Origin of the sequence: Streptomyces sp. LUP47B, assembly GCF_001746295.1 — a bacterium.
GTDB lineage: Bacteria > Actinomycetota > Actinomycetes > Streptomycetales > Streptomycetaceae > Streptomyces.
In genome coordinates this window covers 1-14,515 of the sequence record NZ_MJAH01000034.1, presented here as the reverse complement: position 1 = coordinate 14,515, position 14,515 = coordinate 1, and the positions used below count along the sequence as shown (strand labels likewise).

Here is a 14,515-nt window from a genome sequence, read left to right as displayed (position 1 = left end):
TGGTCAAGCCCCCTGTTGCACCCATATGGCGGCGCTGTGCTGTGCCTGTGAGTGCGATTGCCAGTTCGTTTCGGGCGCCGGACGCGGGGCCACGGGACCGATGGCGGGCAGGTGCATGGTGAACACGGTGCGCCCGGGAACGCTGTCGACGGTCACGGCGCCGCCGTGCGCGGTCGCGACGGCCTCCACGATGGCGAGGCCAAGCCCCGTCGAGCCGGAGGCACGCGAGCGCGAGGAGTCACCGCGCGCGAACCGTTCGAAGACGTGCGGGAGCAGATCGGAGGGGATGCCCTGGCCGTTGTCCTCGACGTCCACGCACATCCAGGGACCACGCCGCTGGATCCGCGCGGTGACCGTCGTGCCCTCGGGGGTGTGTTTGCGGGCGTTGCCGAGCAGGTTGATGAGCACCTGCTGGAGGCGGGCCGCGTCACCGGAGACGAGAGCGGGTTCGTCGGGCAGGTCCAGGCGCCAGTTGTGGTCCATGCCGGCCGCGCGGGCGTCGCTGATGGTGTCCACGACGAGCGGGATGAGGTCGGTCTGCTCGAACTGCAGCGGCCGCCCGGCGTCCAGGCGCGCGAGCAGCAGCAGATCCTCCACCAGCAGCGTCATCCGGCCCGCCTCGGACTCGATACGGCCCAGGGCGTGCCGGGTGTCGGGGCCGACCTCTTCCCTGCCGCGTCGGGTGAGCTCGGCGTACCCGCGGATGGACGCGAGCGGGGTCCGCAGCTCGTGGCTGGCGTCGGCCACGAACTGGCGCACCCGCATCTCGCTCTGCTGGCGTGCGTGCAGGGCGCCATGGACGTGGTCCAGCATGCGGTTGAGCGCGGAGCCGACCTGGCCGACCTCGGTGTGCGGATCGCACTCCGCCTCGGGGACCCGCTCGCTGAGGTTCACCTCGCCGGTGTGGAGAGGCAGTTCGGAGACCCGGGTGGCGGTGTTGGCGACCCTGCGAAGGGGGCGGGTGGCGAGCCCGACCAGGACGTAACCGGCGATGACGGCCGCGCCCAGACCGGCGGCGGTGACGCTGATCTCCACGAGGATCAGGGTGTTGACGGTGCTGTCGACCGTGGCGGTGGGCAGGGCGACGTAGTAGTCGGCGCCGTCATTGCCCCGCACGTACATCACGAGGTAGTCGCCGAGGCCGGGGATGGTCACGGCGTGCTTGCCCGTCGTGGACACGTCGGCGAGCGCGGCACTCTGGTCCTTGGTCAGCGGTGTGGGGTTCATCTGCTGGCGGGTCTCGTCGGACACCTGCTTGGCGATGACCGCCTTGGAGATCGTGCCGTCGGCGCCGACCTTCGCGACGACGGTGTCCTCCTGCGTCGGTCCGTAGGAGACGAACTTGTCGAGCTGGTCCAGTGCCGCGGAGTTCGGGTCGTTGTCCCTGCCGAACGGAGGGCCCGCGAGACGCTTCCCCGCGTCGAAGACTTGGTCGCCCAACTGGTCGTACAGATGGGTCCGCAATGCCAGTGTCGTCACGGTGCCGATCACCGAGCAGATCACGGCGATCAGTACGACCGACGCGACGACGAGCCGCGTCCGCAGCGTGCGCGGCTTGCCTGCTCGCCCTGCTCGCTTCTGCGCCCGCGGCCGTCGTCGTCCGCTCATGAGGCGGCGGGCTTGATCAGATAGCCGGCTCCGCGCCGGGTGTGGATCATCGGCTCCCGTCCCGCGTCTATCTTCCGGCGCAGGTAGGAGATGTAGAGCTCGACGACGTTGGCCTGGCCGCCGAAGTCGTACGACCACACGCGGTCGAGGATCTGCGCCTTGCTGAGCACCCGCCGGGGGTTGCGCATGAGGAAGCGCAGCAGTTCGAACTCGGTCGCGGTGAGGTGGATGTTCTCTCCGGCGCGCGAGACCTCGTGGCTGTCCTCGTCGAGGGTGAGGTCACCGACGACCAGCACGGAGTCGCTGCGGCGGTCGGCGGCACCCGACCGGCGGATCAGCCCGCGCAGCCGGGCCACGACCTCTTCGAGGCTGAACGGCTTGGTGACGTAGTCGTCGCCACCGGCAGTGAGCCCGGCGATGCGGTCCTCGACGGCGTCCTTCGCGGTCAGGAACAGCACCGGCACGTCCGGCAGGTCACGCCGAAGCCGCCCGAGGACGGCCAGTCCGTCCATGTCGGGAAGCATCATGTCGAGAACGACGGCGTCGGGCCGGAACTCCCGCGCGGTCTGAACGGCCCCCTGGCCGTCTCCCGCACTCCGGATCTGCCATCCCTCATAGCGAAGGGCCATGGACAGCAGTTCGGTGATCGACAGCTCGTCGTCCACCACAAGCACTCGGACGGGGCTCCCGTCCGGCCTCAGCAGTTCGGTGCGCCCCTGGGGCGAGGTCGTGGTCATGGCGCCCACCATGTCGGGGCCCCCTGAGAGCACCCTTTCGGATATCTGTGATTTCCCTGAGAAACGCACAGGCGGCTCTCAGGGAACCCCTGGGGAATCCCATGCTCGACTGTTCGACGGGACGGACGAGGCACCCGCCCGCCAATCCGACGGCTCGAGACTCCGACCGCTCGAACTCCGTCCGCTACCGGACCGGCCCCTGCTCGTCCACATGGACCGTAGGCGCCCCGAGGAACACCTCGGCGCCGACCGGGCCGTAGGCGATGTTGAAGGTGTCCAGCCAGTACGACCAGTCCCGCAGCCCACTGCTGAAGCGGTAGTTGAGCCGCCACCGCACCCACTGCCCGGACTCGAGCCGCACGCCCGGACGCCGCCGCGGCCGGGGCGGCACCCCGAACATCGGTCTCACCCTGGGAAGGACCCGCAACCGCCCGTCCGCCTCACGGAGTTGGACGTCGACTCCTCTGAGGTTGTCGCCCTGGTGGTCGTGCGGCACGAAGTCGTCCCCCTCGTCCATCCGGACCGCGTGGACGAACGGATCCCCGTCGCGCCCCACCGCGGACGGCGGCAACACGAAGCCGACGGGAGCCGCGTTTCTCCTGGTCGCGGCCTCGCCGCCACGGGACCGCTTCGTCCACGACGTCCGTATCCACTGCACGGTGACGTCCATCCCCGGCCCTCCCCCTCATCAGAACAGCCCGTCCTGAACCCCCGGTACCTCCTTGAACTCTCTCATCGGCACGGTGATTTCCGCCCCGTCGGCCGGAACGAGATCCCACCCCGTCATCAGCCGTGTGTCCAGTACGACGACTCCCCCGCCCGCCGTCTCCAGGTGCAGGTCCGGACCGGCGGCCGCGACGAGCCGGCCGCCCACCGACCCGCCCGCGACGAGCTCGCTCACCTCACCGACGGCCGTGGGCAGGTCGGCGAGGCCGAAAATCTCGACGTGGTCGACCGGTTCGCAGGGCGCGCGCTCCAGGGACTCGGGCCAGCCGCCCAGGCTTACCGCCCGCGCGTGCAGTTCGGCGATCTCGGCGGCCCGCTCGGCGGCCGACGCCGGCAGGACGGACCGGACGGCCCGCTTGTCGCCGTACGGAATGCGGTCCGGCACCGAGAGCGCCGCCCGCAGCAGTTCCTCGGTGCGCCGGGCGGCCATGAGCGGACCGGTGCCGAGCCAGCTGAAGCAGACGGCGGCCTGTTCCCACAGGCGCGCGCTCCCCCGCTCGTGCGCCGTGATGCCGACCTTGACCATGCCGGGCCCGAACCACGCCAGGTACACCCGGTACGGGCGGGGGTCGTCCGCGAGGGTGTCGGCGGCCACGGAGTGGGCCCGGTCCAGCCGCGCACACTCCTCGCACCGCGCCCCGGTGCTCCGCCCCGACACCGCGGCCCGCGCCGGACACGCATGCCCCCGCGCTCCCACGCATGTCCGCACACCCCCCTCCACGACCCCGAAGGCCACCCGCTTCCCCCAGCTCAGCGCGCTGCGCCGACCGCCGACCCACCCCAACACGGGCCCACCGGCCGACCACCGCAGCCCCGAGCACTTCCATGCCTGTGCCATCCCTCACGAGGGTAGGGGGCACCACTGACAACGGCGATCACACGAAGAGCCGGGGACCGGTCCGTAGGAGTGGGGACCGGTCGAGGGAGCCGGGGACCGATCCGTAGGAGTGGGGACCGGTCGAGGGAGGCGGCGACCAGTCGACGGGAGCCGGAAAGCGGTCCGCGGGAGCGGGAGACCGGCCTGCGGGAGCCGGAATGCGGTCCGCAGGGGCCCGGGGCCCTGCCCGCCGGGGCAAGAGACCGGTCCGCGGGCGCCGCGACGCCAGGGCTTCGGAGGAGGTCAGCCCACCGGCTCCGCGGAGACGGGTTCCGTCATCCATCGCCCCGGCCCTGGGCGCGACCACTGGGATCCGCGAGCCTCCCGCCCCGTCATCCTGCACTCGACCACCGGGCGTACCCTTGCCGCGCGCTCGTGTCCCGCACCCGCATCCCCCACTGTTCGCGCGGCCGCCGACGCCCCGGCGGCTTGCCCCAGCCGGCACGGTGCTGGACCCAGGTGACGAGGAAGCCCACCGCAGTGATCGCGAGACCACCGGCCATCGCCACACCGGCGCCCTCCACCAGCCGTACTACGACCGCCTCGACGCCGTCTTCGCGGGCTGCTCCGCCGACGAGATCGCCGTACTCCACGACTGGTTCAGCCGTTCGACGAACCTCGCGCTCGCCCATATCGAGGAGCTGCGGGCGACGGACGCGGACGGCGAGCAGCAGGGCCGCCCCACCCCGGGGGTGGAGCTAGCCCCACCCCCGATTCGGGAGGGCACTCCATCGTTCCGGCGAGCCCGCGACGGCATCGTTGATCTCAGCCGATCCACCCCGGATCAGGCGGATCGAGAAGCCCGCGCCTAGCCGGAGGAAACACCATGGAGCCGCAGACGGTCGACAGGACCCAGTCCGCGTCCTCGCCCTCCCTGTCCTTCCCGGTCACCCCCGGCCCCCTCGCCTCCTTCGTCCGCTTCGTCGTCTGCGGCGGCGGGATCGGCGTCCTCTCCAGCTTCGCCGTACCGCTGGTGGCGATGACGATGCCGTGGGCGCTCGCGAACGCGGTGATCACCGTGGCCTCGACGCTCCTGTGCACCGAGCTGCACGCCCTGTTCACCTTCGGCACCGGGCGGCGCCCCGGCTGGCGCCGGCACCTCCAGTCCTCCGGCTCCGCGGCGGCCGCGTACGCCGTCACCTGCGCCGCGATGTTCCTCCTCCACGTCATCCAGTCCGCGCCCGGCATGCTCACGGAACAGGCCGTCTACCTCACCGCTTCCGGTCTGGCCGGCATCGGCCGCTTCCTGGTCCTGCGCCTGTTCGTCTTCGCGAGTAGCCGCAAGAGCCCGCTCCCGCCCCGGCGCCCCGTGCTCCCCCTGCCCCGCCCGGTGCTCACCCAGGCCGCCGTCGGCGCCACCTGCTGACGTACGGTCACCACGGTCGCCCCCGACGGGAGCTGTGCCTCGCGGGTACTGGCTCGACAATGCGGGGCCGCCGCCTGGGCGCCCTGCCCCAGATCCCCTACGACGACGATCCGGACCGCAGGCTCTGGGGAGCCCCGTCGGTGGGAGGCGCTGCCGACGCTCCGGGCGAGCAGGCCGCCAGGTGACGCCGTAGGGCCTCCACTCCGTCGGACACGAACGTCCCCCGCCCGGCCGCCTCCAGCAACTCCCCCTCGCCGAACCAGCCGTGCCACGCGATCTCCGCCGGATCGGGCACGAGCGCCCCGGTCACGACGACTTCGTGCACCCCGAGCCAGTAGGGGCTGATCTCGCCGCGGCACAGGAACTTGAACAGGAAGCGAGGCGTCCCGAACACCCCGAGCTCCTCGGCGAGTTCACGGGCCGCCGCCTCCTCGTACGGCTCCCCGACCTCCACCGCCCCGCCGACCAGCCAGTTGTATCGCCCCGGAAACCGGGAAACGCCGTCCGGCCGCCGATGCACCAGAATCCGCCCGTCCGGATCACGGCAGACCGTGGTCGCGACCCGGTGCAGCCACCCCTTCTCGATGGCCTCCGCCCGGTCCACCACCCCGATGACCCGATCCTCCTCGTCGACCCGCTCCACCAGTTCACGCATGACAGGTCACGATCGCAGAGGGGTACGACAACCCCGCGTCGGAGGCTGCCGACACCCTGGAGGTACAGCTGCCCCCACCCCGGACTGGGCGGTGGGCTCCATGTTGCGGTCCCGGTTTCGGCGGCATCGTAGAAGCCAGCGGATCCCGGAACCCGGATTCCCGGGCCCCGCGACCGAGTTCACCGCCCTCACCCGAGCGTCGCCCTCCGGAAGGAACTCCCATGAGCCCGCTGCTGTCCTCCCTGCCCTCCCCGTCGATCGAGATCTCACCGGAGGGCGAACTGGCCCCGCTCCTCACCGCCTGGGACCTGGCCCACCCCGCCGCGGCCGACCCCGACTGGCGCCACCTGCTCGACGAACTCGCCCACCCCCGCACCACCCAGGCCTTCCACGGCCTGGCCACAACCGCCGCATGACCTCGTGCCACGCCATCACCCCCACCGCAAGAGGCCCCGGAGATCCCCTCCGGGGCCTCTCTCATTTCCGGGCCGGGCGTTGATGTCAGAAACGGCCCCGCCGGCTGCGCGCCTTCCGTAGGGTTCGGCCGTGACGTCGTATGAGCGGTGGTCCCTGATCGCTTCGTTCAGCTCTCTGCTCGTCAGTGTCGTTGCCTTCGGCGCACTGGCGTGGCAGCTCCTCCTGCTGGCTCGCGGCACAAGCCAAGATCACGACAGGCGCCGCAAGCAGGCGACCATGGAGTACCTCACGGCCAACATGGAGCGGCGAAAGATCCTGTTCGACGAGGGGATACCCAACGAGCGGGACCACGAGGCCATTTCAACTCTGATCAGCCTCTCGCTGGCGGGTGACGAGCCAACGACGAAACTGATCACGTCCTACCTCACCATGTTCAACTTCCTGGCCGTCGGCGCGCAGTCGGACGCCTTCGACCCCGAAGTCATCGACGAGGCATGGGGAGGACTCATCATCGCCGTCTGGAACAACTACCGGCCCTGGGTGGAGACGCAGCGACAGGCGCACGGCGAGCCCCGCGTGTGGGAGAACCTGGAATGGCTGGCCGGCAATATGACGCCACGCCGATCCGTCACTCCCCCTGGAGCCGGAGCGAACCTGCCCCCGCAGGGACAACCCGTTTCCTAGGGCAGCCCGGGTGCAGGGCCAGCCGTCACCCAAGACGTTCCGGCTCCGGGGTCTCGTCCACAAAGCCGTGCTCGGCCGGGTACGTCGGCCGCTGGGCCAGCCAACCCGAAACCCGAGGCCCTCCGGCGATCGCCGACCCGTCCAAGACCGTGCGGACGTACGCGAACCCCTGGCGGAGGTAGTAGGCCTGTAGATCCTCGTTGGTCGTCCACGCGTCGAGCCTGAGCCAGGTGGCCCCGGCTCGGTGGGCACGGTCTCCGGCCCAATCGAGCAGACGGCCGCCGACGTTCTGTCCGGCATGCGTTCGCACGACGGAGAGCTTGCTGATGAACATCGAAGGCTCGGAGAGCTCTCGCTCTGTCCAGAGGCCCGACTCCACCTCGAGGGCCAGGGTGATGGTCGCCACCGTCGCGGCACCGTCCCGGACCATGAAGACGGTCCCGTCCTCCACGGTGTCCAACAACTTGTCCGCCGGGTACGGGCGTTGCCACTGGTCGGTTCCGCGGCGAGAAAGCCAGGCCGCGGCCTCCGACCGGAAGGCCAGCAGCTTGGACACATCGCTCGGTTGGGCGGGAGTGATTCTCACTGAGGCTCGTTCTCGCTTCGGGCGGACAGATCGCCGATCTCGTGGTTCATCCGGTTGAAGTCCCCCCGGAAGACCGTGATGGTGCACCGGATGAACCAAGCCGCGGTGACGCGTCGACCGGCCCGATGGATAGTAGGTCGCTCGCATGGCCCAAAGGCCGTCGTCCACCCAACGCTGACAAAACCGCAAGGAATCAGCCGACGAGCAGGAGCCGGACACTGGAGAGTGATCGGCGTAGGGGGCCGCGTTGACGTCAATCGTGCACCTGCGGCGACATGGATGGTTGCTGCGTGGCGCCGCCGGAACGAGGCATTGGGGTTGCGGCGGCCGGGGAGGGAACAGTGAACGACTGATGATCTTCGCCAGGTCGGCCTTGATTCCCTTCTGCCCCGCCCGCTCATCCGACGAGTGCGAGGATCGCGGCCAAGAGGTTGAACACGGCCGGCAGGGCGAAGACGCAGCCGACGACGATGTACATGCACCCGCCTGTGCGGTACCCGCGACTCGGAGTCGGCGGCGGGATCAGCCGATCGGCGGCTCTCATGGTCTCGGTTTGCGCCAGCGCGTTCCGCCCCGTGCTGCGCTGCCGTCGCCCCAACCATATGAAGAAGACCGCGGCCATGGCCGTGAAGGCTGCCAGTTGGAGATGCTCACCCGGCGTATCGGCACCAGCAAGCGTCACGGCTACGTACGACAAAACAACTCCCCCACTGGATCACGGTGCGTGGATCACCTCACAACCACATGATCGTGTCAAGACAGCGCTGTTCAACCGCGTGGGGCCGGGCTCGCTAGCATCGTCGCTGTTGAAGGGGGCGTCATGGCACTGGTCCGCAAGGGATCACGACGGATCGTTGTCGACGGTACGGTCTACCGCTGGCGGCTGCGAGGCAGGCCGACGTACTTTCAGGGTCTGGCCTGGTCACCGTGCTCGTTCGCGGTCGAGCATGCGGAGACCCCGGGCATGACGCTCGTGGTCACCACCGACCAGCCGCATCCGAGCAACTGGATCGGCCGTGAGGCTGATCCTGTACGGCCGTCCGGTGTTGCCGCAGCCGTTCGGCTTGCCCTGCGAGCGGGTTGGACTCCGACGGCTCCGGGCTCCGCATTCCACCTCGACCAGTCCGCCGGCTTCACAGCCTCGTTCTGACCGAAGAGCCCACCGTGGGAGCGACGTTGGGCGAGTTGTGGTCCGACCTGCGGGATGCCGACTTCCGCTTCGCCGGCTGTGGCCTCCGCCGGCAGCCGCAGTTCGCTGTGAGTCCCCTTCCGATCCGGCGCGACTGCGGCACGGATCCCGTCTGATCCATAGCTTTGGCCGGAGCGGTCAGTCACGGCGATGCCGCAGGTACGAGGCCCGGCGCCGACCACTACGTGGGGGAGGCGAATGGGTTCCCGTCAGGAATCGGTGGGCCGCTCAACTGTGCCGCAGGAGGCGGGACGGGTGTCCAATCCGGACCGCGGTGGTCCTGCCACCACTTGCCGATGGTCTGGAACTTCTCCTCGAACCCGCGATCCCAGCGGAGGAAGCCGGTGATTGGTGCCCGCAGGCGGGTACGACGGCCACCCGCTTCGTAGATCACAACGGTTCGGGCGCCCTGGAAGCCTTCGACGCAGATGGCCTGAACGTTCGACCACTGGATGGTCCGGCGACGGAGGTTGTGCACGATGGCTGTCGACTCCGTGAGAGTGACGCCGAAGTACTGCCCGGCGATCAACAGCGCCAACAGCGTGGCGCCCCACAGGCCGAACGACTCGGTCATCTCAGCTCCGACGGGCTTCCAGCTCATCCACTCCCAGACCTTCGTACCCCAGACGACGACAAGGAGGGGCAGAACGGGCAGTACGGATTGGAGAAGTGCGGACCGGTAGCGAATGCGCTCCGGCGGCCTGGCCACGACCTGCGATTGCTCCATCAACCCCCACCTCTCACACAACGCAGCCAACATGGTCGCGTGATCACTCGGGCAGCATGGCGAACAAGAAGCACGCTGTCCATCGCCTACCACTGCTGGGCCGAGCGGGTTTCCAGGTTCATCGCCCTCAAGGTCCATCCCACGGTGGCTCAGCGCATCCTCCGGCACTCCCAGATCGCCGGTTCACGGTCTGACGACTGACGTCAATGGCTGACATCGGCCGTTGCCGTGCGCCCCTCAAACGCCAAAGGCCCCGGAGTGATCCGGGGCCTTTGACCTGTGTGCACTCGGCAGGATTCGAACCTGCAACCTTCTGATCCGTAGTCAGATGCTCTATCCGTTAAGCTACGAGTGCTTGTTCTGTTTTCTCGCCGTTCCTTGCCCTTCCGGGCCGCTCGCGGCGACAGGAAGAACATTACATGACTGCCGCTCGCATGTGAAATCCGTTTGCCGTAGCCATTGTGACCTGCGGAAACACCCATCAGAGCAGGGGACAACGACGAAGCCCCGGTCGCTCGGACCGGGGCTTCGGTGATCTTGCGCGGAGGCGGAGGGATTTGAACCCTCGATGGGATTGAAGTCCCAAACCGCATTAGCAGTGCGGCGCCATAGACCGGACTAGGCGACGCCTCCAGCACAGCCGCCCGCGCGAGCGCGAGTGGTGCGTGCAGATGATGACACAGTCGAAGGTCGTGCCACCAATCGGTTCCCACGGTACTAGGCGGGCGGGGCGCAGGGCAAAGTGCTTCGGCGCAACGTACGGCGCCGTCCGGCGTTAGTCAGGGCATGTCATACGTCACCCGCCTCGGCCGGCTCGCCCGGTTGAGTCCCCTCCCCCTGTTCCTCGCCGCCCTGGCCCCCACTCCCGCGTCGGCGTACACCGACGGCGGCGACCATCTCGTCGTCACCGTCCGGGACGCGGGAAGCGGTGCCGACGGGACCTTCGAGGTGGACTGTCACCCCGCCCACGGCACCCACCCCGACCTCCCCGGCGCCTGCGCCGCCCTGGAACGGAACACCCGGTGGGGGAAGGACACCTTCGCCCCCGTCCCCGAGGGCAGCTTCTGCACCATGCTCTACGGCGGTCCCGCCACCGCCCACGTCACGGGGACCTGGGCCGGGCGTCCCGTGGACACCTGGTTCGACCGGAGCGACGGGTGCGACATCGTGCGCTGGGACCGGTTCGTGCCGCTCCTCCCCAGCATGGGCACCTAGCCACCGGGGGGCGGTCACACGTTCTACTTCACTTCGTCGTGCGACCTCCCTCTCATCCGGCACCTCCGCGCAACGGCTGCGCTTAGACTCCCTCGCGTGACACGTCGCGGGCCCCTTGGCAAGATGGCCCGAGCGGTCGGCAAGGTGCGGTAACAGGGAGGAAGCGTCTCGTGAGCAGCAGGCCATCCCGAGGCGCTGCTCGCCTCGCAGCCATACTCGACGCGCTTCCCGATGCGTTGGTGCTGGTCAACGCCAATGGGACCGTCGTCAACGCCAACACCATCGCGCTCGAGGCGTTCGAGGCGCCGGGCACCGCACTGGTCGGGCGCGGGCTGCTCGATCTGCTGCCGCACTTCGACTCACGGCTCATCCCCGGCTCCATGCGGCGGCCCGACCACATGGACCCGCGCGGGCGCACCAAGCCGACCCGGATGGTCGCCCGGCGGACCGACGGCACCGAGTTCCCCGTCGAGGTCACCAGCGCCAACCTGGAGAACGGCCAGCAGGCCTACGACGGTTACGGCTACAGCGGAGACGAGCTGCTCATGCTCGTCGTACGCGATCTCACCGGGACAGTGGACACCGAGGCCGAGCTGGCACGGTCACAGCGGCAGACCGAGATGATCCTGCGGGCCGCTTCGGAGGGTGTCGTAGGGACCGACACCGACGGGCGGATCGTGCTCGTCAACCCGGCCGCCGCCCAGATACTGGGTTACCGGGCCAGTGACCTCGGTGGCCGCGAGCTCCACGACCTCATCCTGCACTCCCGCGCCGACGGCACCCCCTTCGCGTACGAGGAGTCCCCGCTCGCCGACACCCTGCGCTCCGGGCGCAAGCACCGGGTGCGCGGACAGGTGCTGTGGTCGAAGAAGGGCGACAAGGTCCCGGTGGACCTGACGACCGCGCCGGTGCGCGACGGCGACCAGCTCGTCGGCGCCGTGCTCACCTTCACCGACCGGCGGCCCTACGACTCACTCGCCGACGAGAAGACCGCCGCCGAGAAGGCCCACTCGGCGGAGCTGGAGCGGATCGAGGAGGAGTACGCCTCCGAACTCACCGCGCTGCGCCAGAAGCACATCACCGAACTGGAAGAGCTCCAGGAGCAGCACGCCGAGGAACTCGCCGCCGGTGAGGAGCGGTACGCCGCACTCGGCGAGCGCGAGAAGGACCGTTTCGAGGCGCTCGCCGGGCGCCACGACCAGCTCCTCACCCTGCTCGGCCGCTCCCTGCGGGGACCCCTCGACGAACTGCGCCGCGAACTGTCCGCGCTCGCCGCCGACGACGCCGGCCAGCTGTGGCCCGAGGCCAACCAGGTCCTGCACCACCTCTCGGCCGGTTACTCCCGCATCACCAACCTCATCGACAACGTCCTCGGCTATCAGCGGCTCGACGCCGGCACCGACGACATCGTCCGTACGAACGTCATGCTCGACGCGGTCGTCGCCGCGGGCGTGGACGGCGCGGTCGAGCTCATCGGGCCGGGACGCGTCCAGTTCGCCGTGCACGCGCCGCCCATCGAGGCCGAGGTCGACGCCCAGCGCCTCGCGACCGCGCTCGCGCATCTCATCGCGGACGTGGCCGGGGTCGACGCGACCGGGAACTCTCCCGTGTCCGCGGGCGGTTACATGGACAACACGGTCGTGGTGGCGGCCGCACAGCGCGGCGAGGGCGTACGGATCGAGGTGCGCGGGCCGTACGCCGGGGGAGACCCGGTGCACGAGCCGATCGTGCGCGGGATCGTGCGCGCCCACGGCGGTGTGCTGCAGACGCACGAGGTGCCGGGCATGAGCGGCAGCGCGTACGTCCTCGAAGTGCCCATCGGCGGTGGGGCGGGGGCCGTCGCGGTTCCCGGTCCGGCCGCGCTGGAGGCCGCCCCGCTGGAAACCGCCCCCGTGGAAACCGCCCCTGCCGAGGGCGGCGGGCGGCGGCGGGCCCGGCGCTCCTCCACCGACTCCTTCCTGGACGCCGACGTCCCGGCCGAGACCGACGAGTCCGTGGCGCCCACCGGGCGGCGCAGGCGGCGGGCGGCGGCCGAGCTGGAACAGCCCGTGTCCGTACCGGCGCAGGCCTCCGGCGATGACGTGGACGGGTCCGGCGGTACCGGTCGGCGCCGTGCTCGGTCCGCCGAAGCCGGTGTGTCCGAGGGTGCCGTGGTGATGGCGGCCGAGCATGGCGCCGGGTCCGCCGCCGCGGGGACCGGTCTCGGCGGGACCGTGCCGCCGCAGGGCGTGCCCGTGCCGGCGGGGCGTCGGGCCCTGAACGACGGCGGCGAACAGCACGCGCTGCCGGCGGCGTTGCCCGCGGGCGGCTCCGCCGAAGCGGGCCAGGCGCAGGGTCAGGGTCAGCTCCAGGTCGCCGTGCAGGGTTCGTCCGTACCGCAGCAGGACGGGCGCCGACGGCGCGCCCTGGCCGCCGCGTCGGAGCGCGCGGCCGCGCAGGAGGCGGCCCCCCGCGCGGTGTTCGCGCTCCCGCCCGCCGACGCGGACCGGCCGTCCGACGCCGCGGCCGCGGCGGGACTGACGCCGGTGCAGGCACAGGGACAGGGACAGACGCCGGCGTCGGAGCAGATTCCGGGACAGGTTCAGGTCCCGGGTCAGGGCCAGGTGCCGAACCAGGTTGCGGGGCCGGCTCAGGTGCCGGGTCAGGGTGCTGCGGGGCAGCTCCCTGGCCAGATGCAGGTACCTGGGCAAGGCCAAGCACCCGGCCAGCTCCAGGCCCCGGGGCAGGCACAAGCGCCCGGCCAGGGTCAGGCCCCGGGTCAGACTCAGGTCGCCGGCCAAGGTCAGGCCCCGGTCTCGGCACAGCTCCCGGGTGAAGTGCAGGTACCCGGTCAGATCCAGGTACCCGGTCAGATCCAGGCACCGGGGCAAGCGCAGGTTCCGGGACAGATGCAGCCCCCTGGCCAGGCCGCGGCCCCCGTTCCGGTCAACGGTCTCGCACAGGTCCCCGGTCACGCCGTCCCCGTCGACGGTCACGGTGACGACGGTCGGCACGACGCCGTGCCGCACGACCAGGCCGACGACCACACCCCTCCGCAGCCGCACCCCACCAACGCGCCGACGGGCCGCCGCCGACGGGCCGTGGCCCAGCCCGCCGAGGCGCCCGGACAGGGTGTCCAAGCGGGCGCCCCCGGCCAGCCCCTTCCTGTGGGCGTTCCTACGGCCTCTGCCCAGCAGGCCCCCGGCGCGGTGCCGTCAGCCCAGTTCCCGGGTGTCCCCGTGCAGAACGCGACCGGACAGGCCGGCCTGGTTCCGCAGACCGTACCGGCCCCGGCCTCGCCCCTCCAGGCGGCCCCCAACCAGCCCCTCCCCGCCGAGACGCCCCAGCCGCAGGCACCGGCACCGGCACCGGCACCGGCAGACCAGTCGCAGGCCACGCCCACTCCCCAGCCGTGGCCCAACCACGACTCCGTACCGGCGAACGGCGCCGCCACCGCCGTACCCCCGAACCAGCCCGCCCCCCAGCCCGCGCAGGCCCCCGAAGCCGGTCAGTCCACTCCGCCGCCCGGCACGCCCCTGCAGGCCCGGGTCGCCCAGCCGCTGCCCGCCGAAGCCGCGGCCGCGCCCGTCGACCCGAACTCCACCCAGGGCCGGGCGATCAGCGTGCGCACCCTCGGTCAGGGCGTCCCGTTCACCCGCCAGGCGGCTCAGGTGCAGCAGCCGGGGACGGCCACGCCTCCCCCGCAGCAGCCCGGTGGTTCGGGGCGGCGGCGCAAGCTCGGCACCCGG

The 14,515-nt window shown here is 70.7% G+C and carries 14 protein-coding genes and 2 tRNA genes; 6 read left to right on the top strand and 10 right to left on the bottom strand.

Translation table 11 applies throughout. The features are described 5' to 3' along the window. Nucleotides 1-3: 3 nt before the first annotated feature. The 4 genes from BFN33_RS47835 to BFN33_RS47820 all read right to left on the bottom strand — a co-directional run bounded on the left by BFN33_RS47835 (nucleotide 4) and on the right by BFN33_RS47820 (nucleotide 3,909). Nucleotides 4-1,608: a HAMP domain-containing sensor histidine kinase gene (locus BFN33_RS47835; protein WP_079141429.1), complete on the bottom strand. Its 1,605-nt coding sequence runs from the start codon at nucleotides 1,606-1,608 to the stop codon at nucleotides 4-6. Next, complete coding sequence (locus BFN33_RS47830; protein WP_054235077.1) at nucleotides 1,605-2,345, bottom strand: response regulator transcription factor; 741 nt, start codon at nucleotides 2,343-2,345, stop codon at nucleotides 1,605-1,607. The genes BFN33_RS47835 and BFN33_RS47830 overlap by 4 nt, the downstream gene beginning before the upstream one ends. A 184-nt stretch (nucleotides 2,346-2,529) precedes the next feature. Beyond that, nucleotides 2,530-3,015: a hypothetical protein gene (locus BFN33_RS47825; RefSeq protein ID WP_069766508.1), complete on the bottom strand. Its 486-nt coding sequence runs from the start codon at nucleotides 3,013-3,015 to the stop codon at nucleotides 2,530-2,532. An 18-nt stretch (nucleotides 3,016-3,033) separates the two neighbouring features. Next, a complete protein-coding gene (locus BFN33_RS47820) occupies nucleotides 3,034-3,909 on the bottom strand; it encodes a DUF2797 domain-containing protein (protein WP_079141428.1) in 876 nt (291 codons plus the stop codon). Nucleotides 3,910-4,394: 485 nt separating this feature from the next. Here BFN33_RS47820 and BFN33_RS55770 point away from each other — a divergent pair, with 485 nt between their 5' ends. Then, nucleotides 4,395-4,760: a hypothetical protein gene (locus BFN33_RS55770; protein WP_370743397.1), complete on the top strand. Its 366-nt coding sequence runs from the start codon at nucleotides 4,395-4,397 to the stop codon at nucleotides 4,758-4,760. A gap of 14 nt (nucleotides 4,761-4,774) precedes the next feature. Continuing rightward, nucleotides 4,775-5,314: a GtrA family protein gene (locus BFN33_RS47810; RefSeq protein WP_069766506.1), complete on the top strand. Its 540-nt coding sequence runs from the start codon at nucleotides 4,775-4,777 to the stop codon at nucleotides 5,312-5,314. A 97-nt stretch (nucleotides 5,315-5,411) separates the two neighbouring features. Here BFN33_RS47810 and BFN33_RS47805 read toward each other — a convergent pair whose 3' ends face one another. After that, nucleotides 5,412-5,969, bottom strand: coding sequence for an NUDIX hydrolase (locus tag BFN33_RS47805; protein ID WP_079141427.1), 558 nt, complete (start codon nucleotides 5,967-5,969; stop codon nucleotides 5,412-5,414). 221 nt (nucleotides 5,970-6,190) lie between these two features. Here BFN33_RS47805 and BFN33_RS47800 point away from each other — a divergent pair, with 221 nt between their 5' ends. Further along, entirely contained in the window at nucleotides 6,191-6,385 is a 195-nt protein-coding gene (locus tag BFN33_RS47800; RefSeq protein WP_088245549.1) for a hypothetical protein, read from the top strand. A gap of 130 nt (nucleotides 6,386-6,515) precedes the next feature. Further along, a complete protein-coding gene (locus BFN33_RS47795; protein WP_069766505.1) occupies nucleotides 6,516-7,070 on the top strand; it encodes a DUF4760 domain-containing protein in 555 nt (184 codons plus the stop codon). 25 nt (nucleotides 7,071-7,095) lie between these two features. Here BFN33_RS47795 and BFN33_RS47790 read toward each other — a convergent pair whose 3' ends face one another. The 5 genes from BFN33_RS47790 to BFN33_RS47765 form a co-directional block, all read right to left on the bottom strand. After that, nucleotides 7,096-7,656, bottom strand: a complete 561-nt coding sequence (locus tag BFN33_RS47790; protein WP_069766504.1) for a GNAT family N-acetyltransferase — start codon at nucleotides 7,654-7,656, stop codon at nucleotides 7,096-7,098. Nucleotides 7,657-8,053: 397 nt separating this feature from the next. Next, entirely contained in the window at nucleotides 8,054-8,200 is a 147-nt protein-coding gene (locus BFN33_RS55155; protein ID WP_256123089.1) for a hypothetical protein, read from the bottom strand. A gap of 826 nt (nucleotides 8,201-9,026) precedes the next feature. Then, nucleotides 9,027-9,572: a hypothetical protein gene (locus BFN33_RS47775; protein ID WP_256123088.1), complete on the bottom strand. Its 546-nt coding sequence runs from the start codon at nucleotides 9,570-9,572 to the stop codon at nucleotides 9,027-9,029. 282 nt (nucleotides 9,573-9,854) lie between these two features. Then, nucleotides 9,855-9,927, bottom strand: a tRNA-Arg gene (locus tag BFN33_RS47770). Nucleotides 9,928-10,114: 187 nt separating this feature from the next. Continuing rightward, nucleotides 10,115-10,205, bottom strand: a tRNA-Ser gene (locus tag BFN33_RS47765). Between the two features lie 153 nt (nucleotides 10,206-10,358). On the opposite strand from BFN33_RS47765, the gene BFN33_RS47760 reads away from it, so the two are divergent. Next, the gene (locus BFN33_RS47760) at nucleotides 10,359-10,787 is read left to right on the top strand and encodes an SSI family serine proteinase inhibitor (protein WP_069766500.1); all 429 of its coding nucleotides are present in this window, start codon (nucleotides 10,359-10,361) and stop codon (nucleotides 10,785-10,787) included. Between the two features lie 170 nt (nucleotides 10,788-10,957). Continuing rightward, the coding region (locus BFN33_RS47755) for a PAS domain-containing protein (protein WP_088245554.1) at nucleotides 10,958-14,515 on the top strand (3,558 nt) is incomplete at its 3' end.

Excerpts from the sequence above, each read along its gene's own strand:
- BFN33_RS47760 (WP_069766500.1), top strand. The coding sequence starts at position 10,359 with ATGTCATACGTCACCCGCCTCGGCCGGCTCGCCCGGTTGAGTCCCCTC.
- BFN33_RS47825 (WP_069766508.1), bottom strand. The coding sequence starts at position 3,015 with ATGGACGTCACCGTGCAGTGGATACGGACGTCGTGGACGAAGCGGTCC.
- BFN33_RS47800 (WP_088245549.1), top strand. The coding sequence starts at position 6,191 with ATGAGCCCGCTGCTGTCCTCCCTGCCCTCCCCGTCGATCGAGATCTCA.
- BFN33_RS47830 (WP_054235077.1), bottom strand. The coding sequence starts at position 2,345 with ATGACCACGACCTCGCCCCAGGGGCGCACCGAACTGCTGAGGCCGGAC.
- BFN33_RS47775 (WP_256123088.1), bottom strand. The coding sequence starts at position 9,572 with ATGGAGCAATCGCAGGTCGTGGCCAGGCCGCCGGAGCGCATTCGCTAC.
- BFN33_RS47835 (WP_079141429.1), bottom strand. The coding sequence starts at position 1,608 with ATGAGCGGACGACGACGGCCGCGGGCGCAGAAGCGAGCAGGGCGAGCA.
- BFN33_RS47820 (WP_079141428.1), bottom strand. The coding sequence starts at position 3,909 with ATGGCACAGGCATGGAAGTGCTCGGGGCTGCGGTGGTCGGCCGGTGGG.
- BFN33_RS47810 (WP_069766506.1), top strand. The coding sequence starts at position 4,775 with ATGGAGCCGCAGACGGTCGACAGGACCCAGTCCGCGTCCTCGCCCTCC.
- BFN33_RS55155 (WP_256123089.1), bottom strand. The coding sequence starts at position 8,200 with ATGAGAGCCGCCGATCGGCTGATCCCGCCGCCGACTCCGAGTCGCGGG.
- BFN33_RS47805 (WP_079141427.1), bottom strand. The coding sequence starts at position 5,969 with ATGCGTGAACTGGTGGAGCGGGTCGACGAGGAGGATCGGGTCATCGGG.